At 31.4% G+C, this 24,536-nt stretch carries 18 protein-coding genes and 1 other annotated feature; of the genes, 15 read left to right on the top strand and 3 right to left on the bottom strand.

The genetic code is table 11. From position 1 onward, the window contains the following. Positions 1-402: 402 nt before the first annotated feature. The 4 genes from OCU55_RS19185 (at position 403) to gltX (ending at position 6,571) form a co-directional block, all read left to right on the top strand. Positions 403-2,274 carry an APC family permease gene (locus tag OCU55_RS19185; protein ID WP_261853903.1) on the top strand — a complete coding sequence of 624 codons (1,872 nt, stop codon included), beginning with the start codon at positions 403-405 and terminating at the stop codon, positions 2,272-2,274. 291 nt (positions 2,275-2,565) lie between these two features. Further along, complete coding sequence (locus OCU55_RS19190; RefSeq protein WP_128215213.1) at positions 2,566-2,763, top strand: cold-shock protein; 198 nt, start codon at positions 2,566-2,568, stop codon at positions 2,761-2,763. A gap of 323 nt (positions 2,764-3,086) precedes the next feature. Beyond that, on the top strand, positions 3,087-4,379 hold the full coding sequence (locus OCU55_RS19195) for a DEAD/DEAH box helicase (protein ID WP_261853904.1): 1,293 nt from the start codon (positions 3,087-3,089) through the stop codon (positions 4,377-4,379). Between the two features lie 153 nt (positions 4,380-4,532). Further along, positions 4,533-4,754, top strand: a binding site (T-box leader). 155 nt (positions 4,755-4,909) lie between these two features. Continuing rightward, positions 4,910-6,571, top strand: a complete 1,662-nt coding sequence (gene gltX, locus OCU55_RS19200; protein ID WP_261853905.1) for a glutamate--tRNA ligase — start codon at positions 4,910-4,912, stop codon at positions 6,569-6,571. Between the two features lie 181 nt (positions 6,572-6,752). Here the strand turns inward: gltX and OCU55_RS19205 are convergent, their stop codons facing one another. Beyond that, positions 6,753-8,414, bottom strand: a complete 1,662-nt coding sequence (locus tag OCU55_RS19205; protein WP_261853906.1) for a glutamine--tRNA ligase/YqeY domain fusion protein — start codon at positions 8,412-8,414, stop codon at positions 6,753-6,755. 299 nt (positions 8,415-8,713) lie between these two features. Here OCU55_RS19205 and OCU55_RS19210 point away from each other — a divergent pair, with 299 nt between their 5' ends. Further along, positions 8,714-9,247, top strand: a complete 534-nt coding sequence (locus OCU55_RS19210) for a GNAT family N-acetyltransferase (RefSeq protein WP_261853907.1) — start codon at positions 8,714-8,716, stop codon at positions 9,245-9,247. A gap of 240 nt (positions 9,248-9,487) precedes the next feature. On the opposite strand, the gene OCU55_RS19215 is transcribed toward OCU55_RS19210, so the two are convergent. Together OCU55_RS19215 and OCU55_RS19220 are read right to left on the bottom strand one after the other, a co-directional pair. Continuing rightward, a complete protein-coding gene (locus OCU55_RS19215) occupies positions 9,488-10,063 on the bottom strand; it encodes a TetR/AcrR family transcriptional regulator (RefSeq protein ID WP_261853908.1) in 576 nt (191 codons plus the stop codon). A gap of 13 nt (positions 10,064-10,076) precedes the next feature. Beyond that, complete coding sequence (locus OCU55_RS19220) at positions 10,077-10,790, bottom strand: MBL fold metallo-hydrolase (protein ID WP_261853909.1); 714 nt, start codon at positions 10,788-10,790, stop codon at positions 10,077-10,079. Between the two features lie 334 nt (positions 10,791-11,124). Between OCU55_RS19220 and OCU55_RS19225 the strand changes: the two genes are divergently transcribed. From OCU55_RS19225 to OCU55_RS19270, 10 genes are all read left to right on the top strand, one after another. After that, positions 11,125-12,333, top strand: a complete 1,209-nt coding sequence (locus OCU55_RS19225) for a 5-bromo-4-chloroindolyl phosphate hydrolysis family protein (RefSeq protein WP_261853910.1) — start codon at positions 11,125-11,127, stop codon at positions 12,331-12,333. Between the two features lie 28 nt (positions 12,334-12,361). After that, positions 12,362-13,507 carry a toxic anion resistance protein gene (locus tag OCU55_RS19230; RefSeq protein WP_261853911.1) on the top strand — a complete coding sequence of 382 codons (1,146 nt, stop codon included), beginning with the start codon at positions 12,362-12,364 and terminating at the stop codon, positions 13,505-13,507. A 366-nt stretch (positions 13,508-13,873) separates the two neighbouring features. After that, positions 13,874-14,623 carry a copper homeostasis protein CutC gene (locus tag OCU55_RS19235; protein WP_261853912.1) on the top strand — a complete coding sequence of 250 codons (750 nt, stop codon included), beginning with the start codon at positions 13,874-13,876 and terminating at the stop codon, positions 14,621-14,623. A 484-nt stretch (positions 14,624-15,107) separates the two neighbouring features. Then, on the top strand, positions 15,108-17,387 hold the full coding sequence (locus OCU55_RS19240; protein ID WP_261853913.1) for a glycoside hydrolase family 65 protein: 2,280 nt from the start codon (positions 15,108-15,110) through the stop codon (positions 17,385-17,387). A gap of 59 nt (positions 17,388-17,446) precedes the next feature. Then, on the top strand, positions 17,447-18,463 hold the full coding sequence (locus tag OCU55_RS19245) for a LacI family DNA-binding transcriptional regulator (RefSeq protein WP_261853914.1): 1,017 nt from the start codon (positions 17,447-17,449) through the stop codon (positions 18,461-18,463). Between the two features lie 20 nt (positions 18,464-18,483). After that, positions 18,484-19,704 (top strand): ABC transporter substrate-binding protein, encoded by a 1,221-nt coding sequence (locus OCU55_RS19250; RefSeq protein WP_261853915.1) that lies wholly within the window; start codon positions 18,484-18,486, stop codon positions 19,702-19,704. Positions 19,705-19,761: 57 nt separating this feature from the next. Then, on the top strand, positions 19,762-20,697 hold the full coding sequence (locus tag OCU55_RS19255; RefSeq protein WP_261853916.1) for a carbohydrate ABC transporter permease: 936 nt from the start codon (positions 19,762-19,764) through the stop codon (positions 20,695-20,697). Between the two features lie 12 nt (positions 20,698-20,709). After that, positions 20,710-21,537 carry a carbohydrate ABC transporter permease gene (locus OCU55_RS19260; RefSeq protein WP_261853917.1) on the top strand — a complete coding sequence of 276 codons (828 nt, stop codon included), beginning with the start codon at positions 20,710-20,712 and terminating at the stop codon, positions 21,535-21,537. Between the two features lie 406 nt (positions 21,538-21,943). Next, positions 21,944-23,278, top strand: a complete 1,335-nt coding sequence (locus tag OCU55_RS19265) for an arabinan endo-1,5-alpha-L-arabinosidase (protein WP_261853918.1) — start codon at positions 21,944-21,946, stop codon at positions 23,276-23,278. Between the two features lie 206 nt (positions 23,279-23,484). After that, positions 23,485-24,456 carry a phosphotransferase family protein gene (locus OCU55_RS19270; protein WP_261853919.1) on the top strand — a complete coding sequence of 324 codons (972 nt, stop codon included), beginning with the start codon at positions 23,485-23,487 and terminating at the stop codon, positions 24,454-24,456. Positions 24,457-24,536: the final 80 nt, after the last annotated feature.

The following is a 24,536-nucleotide window of genomic DNA, read 5'->3' on the forward strand; positions in this document are numbered from 1 at the left end:
TATAAAAAAACACCTCCTTATATTCGACAAATATCTATTAAATAAATAATCAACCCTACTATATATTTCGTAATTACTTAGCAGTTACTGCATAGGTTTAAAGTGTGATTAAAAAATATTATAAAAATAATCTGATGAATTGCTATTAGTTTAGTGCAAAATAAAGATATCATTGGATATCTGGATATATTTTTATCAGTATTTCTTTAGATCAATATATCTTTCAGTAAATAATGTATAAAAACACCGTCAAAACACAAACACTAATCTAAGATTATGAATCATTTTAATATAAATGAGAGAAAGTATAATTTCACATTAAGATCTCTATAAAAGAGTGGGAAATTATTTATAAGTTAATTAAATATAAACTTTTTACAACATAGCATAGGGGGTAAAGCAATGAATAGAAAATTTTCAGATGTGCTACTTGGAGAACCTTTGAGTAGTGAGCAAGGTAAGCATGAGAAGTATAACGTACCTTTTGGTCTTGCAATTATGGCTAGCGATGCTGTATCTTCTGTAGCATATGCGGCACAGGAAATTCTTTTTGTTTTAATAGTATTAGGTGCGGCAGCATATAAATGGTTAACCTGGACTTCATTTATGATTATTGGACTACTCATAATCCTTACAATTTCATATATACAAATCATTAAGGCATATCCTCAGGGTGGAGGCGCATATAAGGTAGCTAAAGAAAACCTGAGTGATAAGGCTGGTTTAACTGCAGGTGCAGGTCTAATAATAGATTATATACTTACAGTAGCAGTTAGTGCTAGTGCTGGAGCAGATGCCATTGCCTCAGCGTTCAGCAGTTTAATGCAATATAAAGTTTTAATAGTTTTGGTGATAATTATAATTTTAACTATTTTAAATTTAAGAGGTATAAGTGAATCCTCAAAGATATTTGCAATCCCTAGTTATATATTTATATTTAGTATGATATTTATGATAGTTTATGGATTATTTAAATATTTTGTACTGAATATTCATCCAACCCCAATGTATTCTGTACCAACTAAAGCTACACAAAGCTTATCACTATTTTTGATATTAAGAGGCTTTGCTTCAGGATGTTCTGCCTTAACAGGATTAGAGGCGGTAAGTAATTCTGTTCCTAACTTTAAAGAGCCAAGTCAAAGAAATGCAAAGACTGTTATGATATTATTGGCATTAATGATATTTTTTATATTTGGAGGCACATCAGTACTTGCCATATTTTATACAGCAGTACCAATTACAGATGGACCTACAGTTATCTCACAAATAGCTACAGGAATTTTTGGAAATGGTTTTATGTTTTATATAATACAATTCAGTACAGCTATAATACTGCTTATGGCGTGCAATACAGCTTTTACTGGATTTCCTATGCTTATGTATATAGTTGCTAAGGACGGTTATGCACCAAGACAATTTACCGTTAGAGGAAAGCGTCTTGGATTTACATTTGGAATAGTAGGGTTATCTTTTATTGCATGTATTTTGGTTATTATATTTAGAGCAGATACTCATAGGCTGATTCCATTATATGCATTAGGTGTGTTTACTTCTTTTACCTTAGGTCAATTTGGTATGGTTAATCACTGGATAAAAGAAAGAGAAGAAGGATGGAAAAAAGGCGCCATTATAAATGGAATAGGAACTGCATTAACTTTAATAACAGGAATAGTAATTTTGATTGAAAAGTTTAGTCAAGGAGCTTTTATAGTCGTAATATTGATTCCAATTATAATTTTAGGTCAATTAAGGATTAAAGCTCACTATGATAAAGTAGCAACTGGTTTAAGTATAAGTACTGTAAACCTAAAAACCATAAATATGAAGAGAAAATATACTCATATTGTCGTAGTTCCAATAGCTAGTTTAAATAAGGCATCTATAAGTACACTTCAATACGCTCAAAGTTTAAGTGAGAATGTTATTGCATTAAATATATCGCCAGACCAAGAAGCTATAGATAAATTAAAACATAGGTGGAATGAGTTAGATACTGATATTATACTTGTTTCTAGGTACTCGCCATATAGAGCAATAATAAATCCTTTGATTGAGAACATACAATTGATTGCAGATGCTGCTGGCGAGGATGAAAAGATAACAGTAATATTACCGGAATTTATCAGTCATGAAAAGAGGGGAGAAGTTTTGCATAATCATACAAGTTTAATTCTTAGAGAAACATTGCTTAGAAATCATAATATAGTGGTTTCAACCTATCCATATCACTTAGAGCAATGTGGGAAGAGAGGATCAGATAGTTGCAAATAGGTAAGTTATAAATTTAATGTGATTCTTTTGATTGCACATTACAGGATAGAATAATACATAGCTATAATCGCAATTCTAATAAGAAGGTAGCAGATTTAAATTATGTAAATAAAAATAACTTGCTTTATATATTAAACTGTGGTATTCTTATCAAGTACTTAAATTAATAGTAAATAATGCAACAAAATATATTTCAATTAGTACCTAGTAATAGAGTATGATGATATCGAGATTTTATTAGTTAGTTATTACAACAAATTTAAGAATAATAAAATTTCGGAGGTATATGATATGAACGGTAAAGTTAAATGGTTTAACGGAGAAAAAGGATTTGGATTTATTACAGGAGAAGATGGAAAGGATGTATTCGTACATTTTTCTCAAATAAAGACAGATGGATATAAGACATTAGAAGAAAACCAAGAAGTTTCTTTTGATGTAGCTAAGGGACCTAAAGGACCTCAAGCAGAAAATGTTACTATTCTTTAATTAGTAGATTTTTTACCCCTTAAATAGGTATTCTATTTAAGGGGTTTTTAGTTATTTATAAAGATGTACCACTTCAATCCAAAAACTATTTTTAAAACTCTGCTGGATTCTGAGCAGAGAATTTAAAAATGTAAAATTTATTATGAAGTGGTACATCCATAGATGTACCACTTCAATCCAAAAACTATTTTTAAAACTCTGCTGGGTTCTGAGCAGAGAATTTAAAAATGTAAAATTTATTATGAAGTGGTACATCCATAGATTTTATTTTAATACTATAGAAGATTTTAAGGTACTAAACTGGTGTGCCTATAAGGAGAAAAATGTTTTTTGAAGAATTGAAGATTATTGAACCAATTTTAAAAGCCATAAAGAATGAAGGATATATAAGCGCTACCCCTATACAGGAGCAAGCAATTCCGGTTATCCTTGAAGGAAAAGATTTAGAAGGATTTGCACAGACAGGTACAGGGAAGACAGCAGCATTTGCTATACCTATGTTGCAGCTTCTTTATAAAAAGAAAGAAACTGAAAAAAATAATTTGAATATTAAAGCCTTAGTGTTAGCTCCAACAAGAGAATTAGCTATCCAGATTGAAGAAAGTTTTTCAGCCTATGGAAAGTATACTGGAATAAAGAATACTGCGATTTTTGGTGGAGTTTCACAAAAGGCTCAGGTAGAGAGGTTAAAAGCAGGAATAGATATTTTGGTTGCAACTCCAGGGAGATTACTGGATTTAGTACAACAAAAATATATAAATCTACAGCATATCGAGTTTTTAGTGCTTGATGAGGCTGATAGAATGCTTGATATGGGACTGGGATATGATGTTAAAAGAATTATAGCAAAACTTCCTAAGAATAGGCAGACAATGTTATTTTCTGCAACTATGCCTAAGGAAATCTCAAAGCTAATCGAGTCGATTCTTTTAAATCCAATAAAGGTAGAGGTAACTCCTGTTTCAACTACTATTGATACTATTAGGCAGTCAGTATATTTAGTTGAAAAGAGGAACAAGAGACACTTACTTACTCATCTATTAAAGGATAAATCAATTGAGTCTGTTCTTGTGTTTTCTAGAACAAAGCATAATGCAAATAAAATAACTAGTGATCTAATTAAATCCGGAATACAGGCTCAGGCCATTCATGGTAATAAATCACAAAACTCAAGGCAGCTTGCATTAAGTAATTTTAAAGAAAAGAAAATAAGAGTTTTGGTTGCAACGGACATAGCTGCAAGAGGTATTGATGTGGAAAAGTTGTCTCATGTAATAAACTTTGATTTACCAGAAGTACCAGAGACCTACGTGCATAGAATTGGACGTACTGGAAGAGCTGGAGCAGAAGGTATGGCAATTTCTTTCTGCGATGATGAAGAAAGAGACTTACTTAAACATATCGAAAAAACTATATCAAAATCAATAACAGTTATTAAAGAACATCCATATACAGCTAACGACTTAGAAGTAATTGTTAGAAGTTCTGATATATCGAAGAATAGAAATGCTGAGAAAAATAGAGACGCAGGAAAAAATAGAAATGTAAGAAAGAATGATACTAATAGAAAAGATAGCAAAAGTAATTATTTTAGAAAAAGTAAGAAAAAGGCTTAATTTAAACACTGTGATTTAACTGCTTCTATAATAATAAGCATCAATTATAGAAATTACTTCATTCTATAATAAGAAAATATCTTTACATTATTATTTTGAAAATGTATAATTGATTTGTATTTTTTAAATAATAAATTAAGACATGAAAACTTAATAAGCGTGTTGATAAAGAAGAGTAAATAGGTTCTTAATTCAAAGAGATCTAGGGAGGGTGTAATCCTAGAAGTTAAAACTATTGAAGGAAGCTTTGGAGCGATAGATAGAAAGTTTATAAACGTAGTATATTTATGGGGTTATTCCCTTAAAGATAAATAAGTGGATTAAGAAATTAATCAATTTAGGTGGTAACGCGGAAGATAGCCTTTCGTCCTAAGTATTTTTAGGATGAAAGGCTTTTATTTTTATATAAAAATAAGGTTATGTTTAATTAATACATTGAATTTGAGTTTTCTTAAAGTATATGAGCCAGATAAAATTAATTTCAATAATAATATTAGATATAGCCATAGATAAAAAAGGAGATGTGCTTAATGAGTTTTGAAAAATTAGCAGAGAAAATATTCCCAAAGGTTGAATATTCAATAGAATATTATATGGAAAAGTATCCAAAAAGAAATCTTAAAGAAGGTGCAAAGGTAGTAAGATATGCACCAAGTCCAACAGGATTCCAACATATAGGTGGAGTGTTTGCTGCGTTAATCAATGAAAGGCTAGCAAGTCAAAGTGAAGGTGTATTTTATTTAAGAATTGAGGATACTGATCAAAAGAGAGAAGTTCCAGGTGCTATAGATGATACTATAGCAACTATGCATCATTTTGGATTAGATTTCAATGAAGGTATGACAGGACAAGAAACTTCTAAAGGTGAATACGGTCCATATAGACAAAGCCAAAGAGCTGAAATATATAATACTTTTGCAAAAGACTTACTAATAAAAGGATTAGCTTACCCAGATTTCTGCACACCAGAAGAATTAGCAGAATTAAGAGAAAAACAAATAGCTAATAAAATAACTCCAGGTTACTATGGAGAATATGCAAAGTTTAGAAACATTACTGAAGAAGAAGCTTTAGAGAGAATTGAAAGAGGAGAACAATATATAATAAGATTGAAGTCCCCAGGAAATCCTGAAAACAGAGTTGATTTCCATGATTTAATAAAGGGAGATATATCATTTCCTGAAAACAATCAGGATGTTGTACTTATAAAGGGGGATGGACTTCCAACTTATCACTTTGCTCATGCAATAGATGACTTCTTAATGAGAACTACAGATGTTATAAGAGGAGAAGAATGGTTATCTTCGCTTCCTATACATGTCCAGTTATTTGAAGTATTAGGTTTTGAAGCACCTAGATATGCTCACATTCCTACAATAATGAAACAAGATGGTGGTTCAAAGAGAAAGCTTTCGAAGAGAAAAGATGCAGAAGCTGCTGTTTCTTACTATAAAGAAGTGGGATACCCAACAGTTACAGTTATAGAGTATCTTCTTAACATCGTTAACTCAACTTTTGAAGAATGGAGAGCTGAAAATCCAACAGCTGATTACCATGAGTTTGAAGTTCAATTGGAAAAGATGAGTAAGAGTGGTGCATTATTTGATTTAGTTAAATTAAATGACGTATCAAAAGATCGTATAGCTGCAATGAAGGCTGATGATGTTTATGCAAACTATATCGCTTGGGCTAAAGAGTATGATGAAGAAATGTATACTTTAGTTACATCAAACGAAACTATGGCAAAGGAAATATTCAATATAGATAAAGAAGGTCCAAAGCCAAGAAAAGACTATGCTAAATGGGATGAAGTACAAGATAAGATATTTTATTTCTTCGATGAATTATTTGATAGAGAAACAGTAGAGCAAATAGAACTACCAAAAGGTCTTACTATAGAAGTTGCAAAAGAAATAATAAACACTTATAAAGATGAATTTAACTTCAATGCAGGAAGCCAAGAAGCTTGGTTTGAAGACTTAAAGGAAATAGGAATAAGACTTGGATATTGCGCTAATAGAAAAGAATTCAAAGCAAATCCAGATCAATTCAAAGGAATGATTTCTGATGTTGCAGGTGCAGTAAGAAGTGCATTAGCTCATAGAAATAATACACCAGATCTTTACACTATAATGCAAATAATGGGTGAAGAAAAGGTAAGAAGTAGATTTGAAAAATTCTTAGGAATATAATTTTTGATTTAGCTATCTTATATATGGGATAGCTAAATTGTTATGTAAAAATAGAGTGATGTATGAACATCTATATATTTTGAGTGAAATTATATAGTGTTTTAATAAAAAGAAAACTGCTAATGGCTTAGACCTTAGCAGTTTTTTCATTCAGGTAGTTAATTTGTAATACTGTTTTATACTAGCTTAATTTGAAGGATGATTTTAAAGAAACTATTCTGTTAAATACTAATTTATCAGCTGTAGTATATTTAGAATCAACATTAAAGAAGCCGTTTCTAACCATTTGGAATTTATCTTGAGGCTTAGCAGCTTTAAAAGCAGTTGGTTCAATAAAGCCTTGTAATACTTCCGTTGAGTTTGGATTTATTTGTTCAAGGAAGTGCTTTCCTTCATTTTCTTCTTCATCATCTAATATTAATGGTTCGTATAATCTGAATTCTGCAGGAATACAAGTCTTTGCATCTACCCAATGGATAGTTCCTTTAACCTTTCTTCCAGTAAAACCAGATCCACTCTTAGTTTCTGGATCGTAAGTACAATGAATTTCAATTACTTCACCATTTTCATCTTTGATTATTTCATTACATTTAACAAAGTATGCACCTTTTAGTCTAACTTCATTTCCGGGAAATAATCTAAAATACTTCTTTGGTGGATTCTCCATAAAGTCTTCTTTTTCAATATATAATTCTCTAGAGAATGGAACAAGTCTAGTGCCTTGAGATTCATCCTTAGCATTGTTTTCTATTTCAAGCATTTCTGTTTGATCTTCAGGGTAGTTAGTTATTACAAGCTTAAGAGGATTTAACACAGCCATAGCAAGTGGAGCTTTAAGCTGCAAATCTTCTCTTATAAAGTAATCTAACATTTGAGATTCAACTAAAGAATTAGCTTTAGATACTCCAATAGCAGTACAGAAGTTTCTAAGTGCTTCAGGAGTACATCCTTTTCTTCTTAGTCCTGAAATAGTTGGCATTCTAGGATCATCCCAGCCGTCAACAACCTTTTCGTCAACTAGTTGCTTAAGTTTTCTCTTACTCATAACTGTGTTGGTCATGTTTAGTCTTGCAAACTCTATTTGCCTTGGAGCACAATCCATCTCACATTCACTTACAACCCAATCATAAAGTGGTCTATGATCTTCAAACTCTAAAGTACAGATAGAATGAGTTACATGCTCAATAGCATCTTCTAGTGGATGAGCAAAGTCATACATAGGATAGATGCACCACTTATCACCAGTATTATGATGAGTAGAATGAGATATTCTGTATATAATAGGATCTCTCATATTTATATTAGGTGAAGACATGTCTATTTTGGCTCTAAGAACCTTTTCACCATCACCAAATTCACCATTTTTCATTCTTTCAAATAAATCCAAGTTTTCTTCAACAGATCTATTTCTATAAGGACTTTCTTTACCTGGTTCAGTTAAAGTTCCTCTGTATTCTCTAGCTTGTTCAGCTGTTAAATCACAAACATAGGCTTTCCCTTTTTTTATTAAAAGTATAGCTCTGTTGTACATTTCATCAAAGTAATTAGATGCAAAGAATAGAGCATCCCAGTTACCACCAAGCCATTTTACATCCTCTTTTATTGATTCAACATATTCAGTATCTTCTTTAACTGGGTTTGTATCATCAAATCTTAAGTGTGTTTTTCCTTTGAATTCACTTGCAAGTCCAAAGTTTAAAAGTATTGACTTAGCATGGCCTATATGTAGGTAACCGTTTGGTTCTGGTGGAAAACGAGTTATTATCTCGTCGTGTTTACCACTATCTAGATCTTCTACTATTATGTTTCTTATAAAATTAGAAGAATTAACTTCATTTGACATAGTTTCACATCTCCTATAAGCATATTTAAATTGAGAAAAGGGCTGTATGTCTATAGTGAATCCTTTTCTTCATTATTAGTTAATTTTTATAATAATTATAATTTTAATCTAATATAAAGGAAAAATAAAGATAAATTATTTTGTTAGAGGAAGGAAAGAAGATTTAAATGTAGATTAAGCTATTAAGGAATAGTTATTGTGATATATAATTATTGATATCGTTAAAGTTTGTATTAAAGAAGGTTAATGAATAAGTTTAATTATTTAATTAAGTAAGTTAATTGAAGAGGGGATAAGTTATGGTAAGCGTATCTTTAAGAGATGTAAAAGAAATTGTTATAAGAGAAGCAAAAAAAGAAGATGCAAAATCTATTATAGATTTTTATAATGTTGTTGGAGGAGAAACAGATTTTCTTTCATTTGGGAAAAATGAATTTATAAGGGATTTGAAAGACTACGAGAATTATCTTGAAAGTGTGTATAAAGAAGAAAACTCTATAATATTTTTAGCTACTATTGAGGATGAAATTATAGGTATAGCATCAATTAACTCTAACCAAAAAGCAAGAACTAAACATGTAGGAGTTTTAGGGATAGTTGTAGCTAAAGATTTTTGTGGCTTAGGATTAGGTAGTAAAATCATAGAGCACCTTATAAAGTGGGCTAAAGAAAATAAAGTTACTAAAAAAATAAGCCTTGTAACTAGGGAAGATAATTCAAATGCCATAAAATTATACGAAAAGTTTGGTTTTGAAGTAGAAGGAATACTTAAAGCTGATAACTATATAAATGGAGTTTATTACAATACATTAATGATGAGCTTGATAATTTAAAAGAAGCTTATATAGAGTTCCTAACTCAACTACTAATTTATATATGCTGGAGAATTCCCGTAAGCCTAGATTTTTGAATAAGTATAAATTAAGTTTTGATACAGGACCTCTTTTGTACATTATCAATATAATTAGCATTGCACAAATATAACATGCAATGCTAATTATGGTTTGTAAAAAATATTAATTAAGTGAAACAGATATATTAATGAATTATCTAAACACAAGAATTTTATTAAGTTATTTTCTATTTTTGATAGAGTGTATTCCTGTAATAAATATATCAACCATTACAGATAAACTATCATCTACATTAAATGGCATTGCAAATCCACCGGTTTGTTCCAATGAAGAAAAACCATGAAGCATACTTCTTAGCCCCCTCACTATATGGATTTGATCATCCTTTTCTAAATCATATGAATTTAGCACTAATAAGAGTAGATCTACAATCTTGTCTGCTGCAATTTTAAACTTATCATTATCAGTATTAGGGGCAAAGATTATTGCATTATACAGTCCAGGATGTTGTCTTACAAAAGAAACATAAGCTGTTGATAAACTGCGGATAGCATCGTCTTTTGATTTGCCAATAGTGGCTCTAACTAGTAATTCATATAACTGCTCCATACTATAAATGGCTAAATTAACTCTAAGTTCACCCATTCCACTAATATGATTATATAGAGAAGGTGACTTTACATTTAATCTTTTTGCTAACTCTATCATTGTTACTGCATCAATTCCTTCAGTGTCGGCTATATCAGCAGCTGTTTTTAGAATAGTAATTAAATCAAGATTTACCCTAGGTGACATTTGTTATACTCCTTTAATCTTTATTTATTGCAATTTTAGCATCAGATATAGCCTTTTTCATAGCATCTACAGGATTTTTAAGCATTGATCCATGACCAGTGGCTAATAAAGTAGGCTCATACTGCAATAGCTTCTCTGCACTTAGTATAGCAAGCTCTTTATTCCATGTGGCGAGGCTAGGGAAAGGAAAGGTAGGTACTAGCTTACCAGCTACTGCTATACCACCTCTAAGCTGAAAGGCATCACCTACAATAAGTGAATTGCTTCGCCTATCTAAAAAAGCCATCATTCCAGGAGTATGACCAGGAACATAAATTGAGGTTAATGATTCTATAGCATCTCCATCTTCCAGTAATACATCTGCACTCATAATACTTTTTTTAGGGACCCCACCTTTAATAGGTACTTGAGGTTCACTAGGATTAAGAGATAAATCTCCCAGTAAAATTTGATTTTCTCTCTTAGAGATATAAACCTTAGCATTAGGTAAAGCTTGCTTAAGACTTTCTAATGAACCTATATGATCACTATGAGCATGAGTTAAAACTATTCTGTCAAGAGGCTTACCTATTTTATCTGCAGTTTTTAATATCCCTTTTAAGCTAATTGGAATTCCAGCATCTATCAATGTAAGGCTAGTTTTTTCTTCTATAATATATACATTTACAGGAAAAACATGAGGAAAGAAAGTAAGTTGATAAATCATACCTATCTGAGTTATTTTCATATAAATCACCTCTAAACTAATTATATTAATATAATAACTAATTACATTAGTTTTGTGAAGGGTTTTTATAGAATTTATAAAAAATAATTATAATTAGTTTTAGTCATAAACATAAGATGTTTAATTCGTTTACTTTATTGCTGGAGAGATGAAACAATCAAGAAGTTACTGGCATAATCTATTACTATAAATTAAAATTATAATGATTAAATTGGTAAAAAGTAAAGATGTTGTAAATTGTAATTTGTTCAATATTGATATATAATAAATCAACAATATTATTGAATTTTAATTGATTTTATAGGCTAGGATTAAGTAAAATGGAGGCATCAGTATGAGTAAACTTGATTTCTCAGATTTAGAACGTCAAATTAAAGATACAGTTAAAAATGCATTGGATTCCATAGATATAGATATTAATAATCTGAAGCAAGATATTAATAATAAAGCAGAAGATACCATAAATGAAGTGAAAGAAACTGTGAAGAATAAATCTCAAGAGTTTAATGATAAAATGAAATATAAGGTACAAAATCAATATAGAAATGTTACTGATGTTGTTACTAAAGATCAAAAAGGAATGCAAAAATATATAAGTAAGAAACCAGTAGGTCGTGTATCCGGAGTAGTTTACATGTCTTTGGGTATTACAGGAAGCGTTTTATTTGGTATTCAAACAATAGTATATGCAGCTTTTATTTCGGTTTTAGGTAAGTTCTTAATAGCAAATCTTGTTGGACTTGGATTGTTGTCATCATTTTTTATAATAAGTATGGGAATGACGTTTAAAGGTGTAAGCTTAAGAAAAAGAGTGAGACGTTTTAGAAAATATATAAGTTGCCTTGGAGATGGCAGCTATTGTAATATTGAAAAATTGGCTAAAGTTGTTGATAAAAAAGAAAAGTTTGTTGTTAAAGATTTAAGAAAAATGATTGAACTGGGTATGTTTACTCAAGGTCATCTTGATGATAATAATACATTACTAATGATAAGTAATGAAGTTTATGATAATTATCTAGATGCACAGGAGGCTTATAAAAGGCGTAAGGAAGCAGAACTTAGAAATGACAAGAAAGAACAAGAAGAAAAAATAAATGATCCTGAAGAGGAACAGTTAAAGAATACACTTGAAGTTGGAAATAATTATATTGAACAGATAAATAAGTTAAATGATTCTATACATGTAGAGAAAATTTCTGCAAAATTAGATAGGCTTCAGAATATTGTGAGACAAATACTTAGCTTTGTAGAGAATAATCCTAGAAGGTTATCAGCAGTTAGTAAGTTTATAAGACACTATTTGCCAATTACCCTTAAATTGGTCTGTACTTATAAAGAGTTAAATGATCAAGTTGTTCAAGGAGAAAATATAAAAAGGTCTAAAGTGGAGATTGAAAATACAATAGATACTGTTAATGATGCTTTTGAGAAGCTTCTAGATGATTTGTTTGAAGATGTTGCTTTAGATATTTCTACTGATATATCTGTACTACAAACACTTTTTACACAAGAGGGATTAACAAAAAATGATTTCAAAAAATAGTATAGTCAATTAATAGGAGGAATTAATAGTGAACGATGAACTTAAAGAAAATATTAATATTACGCCAAACCTAACTTTTGATCCTTTTGAAGAGGATATAACTACATCTAAGGTTCAAGAACAAAAAAAGAATGTGGATTTGATAGATGAAAGTTATCTTACAGACGAAGAAAAGAAAATGGTCAATGACTTTGTAGAGAAGATTGATATAACAAATTCTAACTCTATACTTCAATATGGAGTGGGAGCTCAAAAGAAAATTGCGGATTTTTCTGAAACGGCCTTAAATAATATAAAGATGAAGGAACTAGGCGAAATAGGGGAAATGCTCACTAATGTAGTAGGTGAATTGAAAAGTTTTGAATCTGAAGAAGATAAAAAAGGATTTTTAGGTCTCTTCAAAAAAACTTCGGAAAAGATTACTCGTGTAAGAGCAAAATATGAGAAGGTAGAAGCAAACATAAATAAGATTTGTAATCAACTTGAAAGTCATCAGATTCAACTATTAAAAGATATTGCTATGCTTGATAAAATGTATGAGATAAATAAGGTGTATTTTAAAGAGCTTTCTATGTATATATTTGCAGGAAAAAAGAAACTTGAAAGACTAGAGAAGGAAGAACTACCATTGCTAGTTGATAGAGCAACAAAGTCAGGGCTTCCAGAGGATGCTCAAGCAACTAATGATTTTGTATCTCTTTGCAATCGCTTTGAAAAGAAAATTCATGATCTGGAATTAACTAGAATGATATCGCTTCAGATGGCTCCACAAATTCGTCTGGTTCAAAATAATGATTCTTTAATGTCAGAGAAGATACAGTCTACAATAGTTAATACAATACCACTTTGGAAAAGCCAAATTGTGTTAGCTATGGGGGTTGCACATTCAACTAATGCTGCTAGAGTACAAAATGAAGTTACTAATATGACTAATGAATTACTTAGGAAAAATGCAGAGACTCTAAAGATGTCAACTATAGAGACCGCTAAAGAATCAGAAAGAGGAATTGTAGATATAGAAACACTTCGTGCTACAAATGAATCCTTAATTTCAACTCTAGATGAAGTGCTCCGCATACAAACAGAAGGTCGTCAAAAACGTAAGGAAGCGGAAGTAGAACTTCAAAGTATCGAGGAACAGTTAAAGAAAAAGCTTTTAAGTCTTAAAAATTAATGTGCTCTAAATAGAGTTGAATATTAGAATTTGATTTTTTTAGTTTTCACTGGTATCATTGCGATGATATCAGTTTTTTTATGTAAGGTAAAGTGTAAAATTTTTGAGTTAGTTAAACCTACATATTTCAATGGTTCAGGAAGTTTTTATGGTTATATGTAAAAAACAAAGCTTATTTGACTGCCAAGTTTTCCTAATATAGATTAGGAAAGGCAGATGTGCAAAAAAGCTATTTAAAGAAGGTGGCTTCAGTTATTTTTTACTCTTGTGAAAAACTTAGAAGATGTTTTGAAAGTGTGAATGATTATAGAGTTAGCACTGCACTATAAGTATAGGCATAAATTTGTGAAAAGATGGAGGATGGTTATGAAAAACAAAATGTTAATAGAAGTGTGTTGTGGTTCAGTTGATGATGCAATAGAAGCTGAAAGAGGCGGAGCTGACAGGATAGAACTTAACTCTAATGTAATGTATGGAGGTCTTACCCCTTCTGCTGGTTCTATACTTGAAGCTAAAGAAAGACTTAGTATACCTGTGGTGGTTATGATAAGACCTAGAGAAGGTGGATTTTGCTATACTGAAGAAGAATTTAGGGTAATGGAAAAGGATGTTAAAGTAGCATTACAGTGTGGAGCTGATGGTATAGTTTTCGGTATATTGAAAGAAGATGGAAGAATAGATGTTGATAGATGCAAAAGAATTGTTGAATTAGCAGGAGATAAAGAGGTTATTTTTCATAGAGCCATCGATGTTGTACCTGATGTATTTGAAGCACTAGATATACTTATAGACTTAGGCGTTAAAAGAGTGCTTACAAAGGCGCAAGAGAACACCATTGAAGATGGATATGAGCTACTCATGAAAATGATCGATTACTGTGGTGACAGGTTAGAGATCCTCCCAGGTGGTATAAAGATTCATAATGTAGAAGAGTATGCGCCAAAACTTGGTTGTGATCAGATACATATTGCTTCTTTTATAGAGCAAATTGATTTATCGGTAAAACAAAAACCACATGTATTTTTCGGAAATGCTTCAAAGAATGCAGAAGATAAATATAATCTTATTAACCATGAGTTTGTAAAGAAAATAAGAGACGTTGTAGATAAAATATAAAGATAGAATTTCATAAAATTAAAGATCAAAAATTAGATTTGCCAAAACTCACTGAAAAAGATAATTCAGTGAGTTTTTTTACTTTGCTTTAAGTTAAGACAGTACTAAGGCATTATGGTGAAATTAAATGCTTAATCATCCGAAGGTTTAATGATTGAAGTCTACATCTCAGATTAAAACTGTAAACTCTATACATGCACATTTTTTAAAATAATTACAAAAACATTTACGAAAATTTACGGAAATAATTTATTAAAAAACATAATGTTTTTACATGTTAAAATAATGGGTTAACGTTAATGAATTAACTTACAACTTGTACGTAAAAGTGAGTAATATTAAGGAAAATAGACGTAAAATGATATAATGGTAAGAAAATGCAATTTACCCAATGAAAACGGTAACAAAAGGAAGTTGAGAAAATGGCTTTCGGAAACTATAATAAAAATACAAAAACGTTTTCGAAAAGAGGTGGTTGAAATTTATGAATTTATGGAATGTTGAGTTAGAAGGATATAATAAAAATAATATCAAAAAATACGAAACCATTTTTGTGCTAGCTAATGGATACAAAGGCTTACGAGGAAGATTAGAGTTTTCAAAGATAGGAAATAAGGGTAACTTTTTAGCTGGAATCTTTGATAAAGGTCAAGCTCAGGTAACTGAAATTGTAAACTGTCAGGACCCACTAGGGTTTAATATCTATATAGATAATGAACTTGTGAACATGGAAGAATGTTCGGTGGATAGTTTCAAAAGAGTACTTAATATGAAGGAAGCTATTCTTTCTGCAGAATTAGTTGTAACTACTAAGTCAGGAAAAACAGTAGAGATTAATTCAGAAAGATATGTGAGTAAAAGCAATGTTCATAGATGGGCAAGTAAGTATGAAATAACTCCTAAAAACTTTAGTGGTAAGGTATTTATAGAAAATTACATCGACGGTAGTGTAACTAATAGTTCTGATGATGTTATGAATAGGTCAAAGCATCTCAGTATAATACAAGCCTATGATATACGACCAGGTATAGCATTAGAAACAAAAACCATTGATAAGAAAATAGGAATAATAGAGCTTACTAGATTGATTGGAGAGAATTCAAAAGGCAATATATTTAAGGCGAGAAGATATAGCAAGTTAGGAGAAAAGGTAGTAGAGGTATATGAAACCTTTATGAGAGAGGGGACTACTGAAGTTATCTATAAGTATGGAACTACTTATACTGATAGAGATACTGATGAAGAACTCTATTATTCAGCCTTAGAAGAATTGAATAACTTTGTTCTACAAGGGTATGAGACAGAAAAAAGTAGTCATTCTGAAGCTTGGGATGAAGTTTGGAAGGATATAGACATTCAAATACAAGGAGATGATAAGGCACAAGTTGGGATACGCTTTAATCTGTTCCAGCTAGCGGCATCTGCTTATGAAGGTGATGAAAAGGTAAGTATAGCAGCAAAGGCATTACATGGAGAGGGGTATAAAGGACATGTGTTTTGGGACACTGAAGTGTTTATGCTTCCTTTCTTTATATATACTAGGCCTAAAGTAGCAAAAGCACTTTTGATGTATAGATATAATACTTTGGATGGAGCTAGAGAAAATGCAAGGTTAAGCGGATATAGAGGAGCTAGATTTCCATGGGAAGCAGCTGATGATGGTACAGAGGTTACACCTAAATGGGGATTTGATTATGAAGGTAATGCAGTAAGGATTTGGACAGGTGATGAAGAGTTCCATATAAATTCTGATATTGCTTTTGGAATAACCGAATATTTTAGAGTTACATGTGATGAAGGTTTTCTAATAAACTTTGGGGTTGAAATGCTCTTAGATACTGCAAAGTTTTGGGAAAGTAGAGTTGAGTACAACGAAGAAGAAGACAGATATGAGATAAACTCAGTCATAGGGCCAGATGAATTTCATGAACATGTTAATAACAATGTTTTTACAAACTATCTTGCAAAATGGAATATTGAGAAAGCTATTTATTTTAAAGAATGGCTTAAGAGAAAAGATGAAAATAAACTTAAGATTTTATGCAATCAGTTATGTGTAAATGAAGAGGATTTTGAAAAGTGGGTAGATATTTCAAAGAAGATATATATTCCTAAAAGTGAAGATGGAACTATTATAGAACAATTTCAAGGCTTCTTTGATTTAGATTATATACCTATCACAGAATATGATCAAAATAGTATGCCGATTTGGCCAAAGGGAGTTAAGCTTGATAGACTAGGGGATACTCAACTAATTAAGCAGGCTGATGTGGTACAACTTATGCTCGTGCTTCCAGAGGAATTTTCCTATGATATTAAGAAAGCAAACTATGAGTACTATGAAAAAAGAACTATGCACAAATCTTCATTAAGTCCATCAATGTATTCAATCTTAGGTCTTGCAGTTGGAGATACAAACAATGCATATAAGTATTTCATAAAAACAGTCTATACAGATTTAGAGGATAATCAAGGTAATACTGACTTTGGATTACATGGTGCATCCACTGGAGGATCATGGCAAAGCGTGGTTTTTGGTTTTGCAGGATTATCAATTGGACTAGATGGCAACTTAAAATTAAGACCTTGGATACCAAGCAATTGGGATAAATTATGCTTTGGAGTTAATTGGAGAAATTCAAAGCTTCAGTTTTCTATATATCAAGATGTAATTGAGGTATATTCTACTGGAGAAAATTCCATTTCAGTCAATGACAGAATATATAAAATATCTAAAAATTCGACAGTAGTTATTAAAAAGTAGTTCTAAAAGCACTATAATAGTACTTATGGATAAATCTTCGATGATAAAGGGGTAAAATTATGCAAGGAAAGAATATTACAATTCGAGATGTAGCAAAGAAAGCAGGCGTTTCTATAAGTACTGTTTCTAGAGCTTTTAATAAATATGAAGACATAAGTGAAAGTACAAGAGAACATATCCTTAAGGTAGCAGCAGATCTTGGATATCATCCTAATATAGTTGCCAAGAGTTTAAGTGCTAACAGAAATTATCGTATGGCTATTATAGTAGAGGATTATATGCCAGATGATTATGCAACTTATGAGATATTCATGGCATTTAGATCAGAGCTTTCTGAGCAAGGATATGAAACTATAATTCTATCCACAACTACAGACATACAAAAGGTAGAAAATTTAAGTAAGATACCTCAGGAAAAGCAAGTGGATGGAGTATTTATACTTGGATTAAAGATGACGGATGAATACTTTAAACAATTAGAGAGTTTTAAGTATCCATGTGTTTTATATGATATTTCTATCAAAAATGATTTGTGCTGCTCTGTAGGTGTAGATAACTTAAAAGGTGCCGCGAAAGCAGTAGAACATTTAATAGAGCAAGGTCACGAAAAAATAGCATTTATTAATGGACATGAAGATGCTCAAGTAAGCTATGAAAGATTAGATGGTTATTACTTAGCATTGGCAAGACAGGGATTATTAATTGATAAAAAACTTGTTATTAATGGCGGTTTTAGTTTTGATGGTGGAAAAGAAGCTGCAGTTAAACTCATTAGTGAGCATGAGGAAATTACTGCTATATTTTGTGCTTCAGATTTAATGGCTTGTGGCGCAATGGAAGGTATTAAGGAAATGGGGTTCTCCATCCCAGATGACATATCTGTTGTTGGATTCGATGATATAAATATATGTGAATATGTAACTCCAAAGCTTACGACTATTAGACAAGAAAGAGATAAGATAGGAAGAACTGCAGCTTTGCAGTTAGTTGAAATGATAAATGGTAAGTCACCGGCAAGAAGTATCATAGAGCCGACATTAATAGTGAGGGAGTCGTCAGTTAAGATAAAAAAATGAATTTATGAGGGGATGTTATTATGAGAAAAAGATTATTATCAATTGTATCAGCAGCTGTTATAGTAACTGGTTTATTTGCTGGATGTGGTAACAGCGGTAAAGATAACAGTTCAAGTGACACTAATAAAAAAGTTACACTTAAGGTAGGGGTTTGGAGTTCATCTCCAGCTGAAACAAAGTTATTAGATAGTCAAATAGCAGCTTTTACAAAAGCTCATCCAAACATAACTTTAGAGAAGCAAGTAATAACTGGAGATTACAATCAGGCTATGCAGACAAAGATTGCATCTAAAACAGAACCAGATTTGTTTTATCTAGATGTATCTTTAGCTCAAGCATATATATCAAAAGGAGCGTTAGCACCTCTAGATGAATACTTAGATAAAGAAGATCTAAAAGATTTCTCGCCAAATCTTTTAGCTGGATACCAAAAGGACGGAAAAACCTATGGTCTTCCAAAGGATACTAATGTTTTAGCTCTATTCTATAACAAAGATATGCTTTCAAAAGCAGGAGTTTCAGTACCAACAACTTGGGCAGAGCTTCAAGATGCGGCAAAGAAACTTACAACTGATAAGGTAAAGGGATTAGCACTTCAAGATGATGTAGCTAGATGGGGAGTTTTCGCAAACCAATCAGGAAGTAAAATATATGATAACGGAAAATTAAATGTAACTAGCGAAGGCACTATAAAAGGACTTGATTTTTATACCTCCTTTATTAAGGATGGTACAGGTTCTGATCCTAAATCCTTAGGCGCAGGCTGGGGAGGAGAAGCTTTCTACAAAGAAAAGGCTGCAATGACTTTTGAAGGTGGATGGTTAATTCCAGCTATTGCTGAATCAGCACCAAACCTAAAATACGGTATTGCTTTATTGCCAAAAGGTGATAATGACGGAAACTATGCATTCACAGTTTCTTACTCTATGAGTAAGGATACAAAAAATGCTAAAGAAGCAGCAGAGGCAATTAAATTCTTAACAGGAAAAGAAGCTCAACAAATGACGGCTGAGAGTGGATTGGCTATGCCGACTAGAACTTCACTAGGAGATGTATACGTTTCAAAGTTCCCAGAAAGAAAAGCTTTAGTTGATGGGGTTGCTAATGCTACAGTTTATACTTATGGATTAGAGCATGCTAAGGTAAATGATGCACTTACTAATGCTTGCACTGAAGTAAGACTTGGAAAATCAGATGCTAAAACTGCATTAGAAAAGGTAAAAACATCTATAGGACAATAGTGTAATAAGGAAGCGTAGTTGTACGCTTCCTATTTTTAAAAGAGAGGAGTGAGTCTTATGCATCAAATCCAGAATAATAGAAAGACTTCACTTAAGAAAAATAGCAGTAAATATAAAGTTAGAGAAAAAATTGATGGATGGCTTTTTGTACTTCCTTTCGTAATTTCAGCTTTGATTTTTTTCGTAGGTCCAATGGTTACGGCTTTTATTCTAAGTTTTAAAGAATATTCTCTTCTTGATGGGGTTAGTATATTTGAGGCAAAAAATGTAGGGCTTAAAAACTATATAGATGTTTTTAAAGATGTTGACTTTAGAATAGCTGTATTAAATACAATTAAATATTCAATAACAGTGGTACCAGCACAACTGATCATTGCGTTATTACTGGCATTAGTTGTTGACTCAAACATAAAAGGAAAGACTTTTTTTAGGGTTGCTTATTATATACCTACATTAACATCAACAGTTGCAGTTTCGGTTATGTTTTTGTTTATATTCAATGTAGATGGAGTTTTAAATAAGTTTTTAGCTATATTTCATGTGGCACCAAAGAATTGGTTTTCAGAGCCAAACTTTGCTCTTCCTGCCATAATAATAATGGCTGTATGGGCTTCTGTTGGTAACTACATGATAATATTTTTATCAGGACTTCAAGATATTCCGGTCAATATACATGAAGCAGCCACTATAGATGGTGCTAATAATTTTCAAAGATTCTTCAAGATAACTCTGCCTTTAATAAGACCAACTTTCTTTTTTAATTTAGTTGTGTCAATTATAGGAACTCTTCAAGTTTTTGATCAGGCATATATAATTTCTGGAGGAACTGGAGGTCCTTTGGGAAAAACTATGACAATAGTATTATATCTATACAATAAAGGTTTTAAGGATTTTAGAATGGGGTATGCAAGTGCTATTGCCTTTGTTCTGTTCGCGATGATTTTTGCCCTTACATTAGTTCAAAAATCAATATTTAAAGAAGAAAGTGCATAGGAGGGAAGTAATATGAAAAACAAAAAAACTATATCACCAATTAGAATTGTTTTTTATTTAGTTCTAATCGGGTATGCATTTATAACCTTAGGTCCTTTCCTATGGAGTGCAATTACATCATTGAAGCCTACTTCAGAGGTTAATAACTTTTCTGTTAATCTAAAAACTCTATCCTTTAAAAATTATATATTCGTATTTAAGAATTACCCGTTTTTAAGATGGACTATGAATTCTATCATAGTAGCTGGTGTTGTAACTTGTGGCAACTTGTTATTTAACTCTATGGCGGGATATTCCTTAGCTAGAATTAATTTTCCAGGAAGAAATGTAATGTTTTTAGCAGTGCTAGGAATGATGATGATTCCTGGACAGGTTGTAATGGTTCCTACCTATATATTGCTAAGTAAACTAGGATGGGTAAATACTTATAAGGGAATGACAATACCGTTTTTAACCAGTTTATTTGGAATATTTTTAATGAGACAATTTTATTTAAGTATTCCAAAAGAAGTGGAAGAAGCAGCAGAGGTTGATGGTCTTGGTAAGTTCGGAACCTTTTTTAGGATAGTAATGCCAATGTCAAAGACAGCTTTAACCACTCAATTTATATTAATGTTCACAGGAAATTGGAACAGTTTTTTATGGCCAAGTCTACTTGCTCAATCTACTGAAATGTATACACTACCGGTTGGGCTTAACTCCTTCTATGGTCAATATTTTCAAGCATCAGATCAGGTTATGGCAGGGGTTATGATATTGTCCTTACCATCAATTTTGATATTCTTCCTGCTTCAAAGGAATTTTGTTAAGGGACTTACTAACTCGGGAGGAAAAGAGTAGAAATGAATTTATTATTAATAGTTACTTAAATATGTTTAGGTGTTAATGCATCACTGAAAGTGATGCTTTTTTATTATTTAAAAAATATAAGATTTTAACCTTTAAGGTGGTAAATAATTATTGATCTCTTTTCTAGTCTATAATTAATTGATATTTATATTAATTAGTTTAATATTTACTAAAATGAATATTGATATATATTAAGCTACATGGTATATTGAGAAAGAAGATATATAGAAAGAATTTTAAAACTAAGCACGAATTTAGTAGATTGTAAGCTTAAGGTTATAGAGCTTGACAGTTGTATAGTAGTATATAAATGAAAAAGATGAGATGAAAAAATATAATATTCATTTTAATTAATATTAAATCAAAACTATTTTTAAAATTGATTAGGAGGAGAGTAATGGCTAAATTTAAAAATTGTAATATAAAATTTCCAAGTAAACCACCAATCCCTGTAGCTAAACCTGTGTTTAAACCTGAGGAAGGACCAAAAGAACAAAATAAGTTTAGTTTATGGGGAGCACATGATCCAGCTATTTATCATGATCCATTGTCGGGTAACTACTACACTTATTGTACAGGTGCTATTGCAAGGAAATCCGCAGATATGATTACTTGGGAAACCATAGGTAAGGTAGTTGAAAATCCTCCAAAGGAATCTATAGAGTGGGTTGGAGACACTGGAATTTGGGCTCCAGATATTATAAAAGTTGAGGATGAGTATAGATTGTACTGTTCTAACTCTACATGGGGAGTACGTCAGTCTTGTATATTTCTTGCAGTATCAGATAATGCGGAAGGTCCTTTTATTCCTAGAGGTTGTGTACTGAAAACTAGTGAGGATATGCCTATAAATGCAATAGATGCTAATTTAATAATAGATGAAGAAACTGGACAGCAATATATGGTTTATGGATCTTTTTGGGGTGGATGTCATATTATAAAACTAGACCCTGAAACTGGACTTGCTGCAGAAGAAGGCATTGGTAGATGTATTGCTCGTCGTCCAAAGTGGTTTGATTTCTCAATTGAAGGGCCATATGTAAAATATAATCCTGATACTGGATACTATTATCTTTTTGTTTCCTATGGTTCTTTAAAAAGTGATTACAATATAAGAGTTGGAAGAAGTAAATCTGTAATGGGACCTTACTATGATACAAATAGAAGAGATATGACAGATTTAGAGGACTTCAAGAATGAAATTGGTTATATGATTGCCTGTGGATATCATTTTAGTGATGGACAAGGGTATATGGGACCAGGACATAATTCAGTTTTGAGAGATTTTGATAATCAATGGTATCTTATATGTCATATAAGAGAACATGACTTTAAAACTCCTCAAATTTCAACAATGCATGTTTATAAGATGTTTTGGACACCAGATGGATGGCCAGTTTTAAATCCAGAACCCTATGCGGGTGAAATAACTCAGCCAATAGGAAGAGAGCTTATTGTTGGTGAATATGAAAGAATTAAACTTGTACCTTCCATTCCTCAAGGAGTGTTAAACTCTGTACCTATGATTTTATCTGAAGATGGATCCTTTGAATGTTGTTCGATTAAAGGCCAATGGGAGTATATAGATGATACGACAATATCAGTTACCTATGGAAATATCATAGAGGTATATAAAATAACTGCTGCCTGGGACTGGCAGTTAGATGAGCCAACTATAACTATAACAGGAAAAGATCAATATGGTGTTGCAGTATGGGGAAAGAAAGTATAAAGATATGCTTTAGCAACGCTATAATATAAAGTAGTATTTATAAAACCTTAATAATGTTTTGCAACATTATTAGGTTTTTTTCTTTATGTTTTTTTAGATATATGATAAATATATAATAGGGTAAGTTTGGAATTCATATACATTTAAGCTATGAATTTATTCTGAAGAGATTTAAGGGGTTTGAGAAAAAATAGGGAGAATTTAAAATGGAGATTTCAACAAAAAATAAACAATCTCACAAAACGATAAGCAATATGGTCAAGAGAGCATTCAAAGGAGTGGAGGCTTTAGAAGTAATAGAGTTAAAAGAAGGCTTCTTCAACGTGGCTTATATGGTGATTTTATCTGATGAAAGACAAGTTATACTAAAAATTGCGCCGCCAAAAGATGCTTTGGTAATGACACATGAAAAAAATATAATGAAAACAGAAGTAGAAGTTATGAAACTTATTAAACTTAAGACTAGTATACCAATAGCAGAAGTGCTTTATTATGATAACAGTCATGAACTTTGTGAAACTGATTACTTCTTTATGTCCAAGCTTGATGGAGAAAGCTTAAATTCAGTTCGAGAAAAACTTGATGAAGAAAATATAAGAAATATTAACTATAAAACAGCGGTGCTTAATGCAGAAATAAATAGCATAAAAGGTAATAAGTTTGGGTACTATGGACAAGAAGATAAGCAAGGGTTTGAGTGGTCTAAGGTGTTTTTTGATATGATTAATGATACTATAAGTGATGCAAAAGTATTCAATATTGATATTGGAGTAAAACCTGAGGTAATAAAACAACTGTTTCAAAGAGATATAAAAGCTTTTGAAGAAGTAAAAGTACCAAAACTAGTACATTGGGATTTGTGGGCAGGTAATATTTTCATTAATGATGGTCAAATAACTGGATTGATTGACTTTGAAAGATGCCTTTGGGCTGATGAATTAATGGAAGTTGGTTTTAGAACTCATAATCATAATAAAGAATTTTTTAGCGGCTATGGTATTGAAACACTATCAGATATTCAAAAGCTTAGAATTAAGTGGTATGACTTGTATTTATTCTTGGTACAAGTTCTAGAATGTGATTATAGAAACTATGAGGATTATGGATGTTACGATTGGGCTAAAGAGAATATTTGTAAAATAGTTCAATTACTTAAGGAAGATAACAATAGGGTCTAAAGATTATAATGGTAAAAAGGAAAATATAATATATAAATGTTATATAAATAGCTTTAAACACACGGAGATTAAAATTAAAA

It is taken from the genome of Clostridium folliculivorans (assembly GCF_024341905.1).
Classification (GTDB): Bacteria; Bacillota; Clostridia; order Clostridiales; family Clostridiaceae; genus Clostridium_AR; species Clostridium_AR folliculivorans.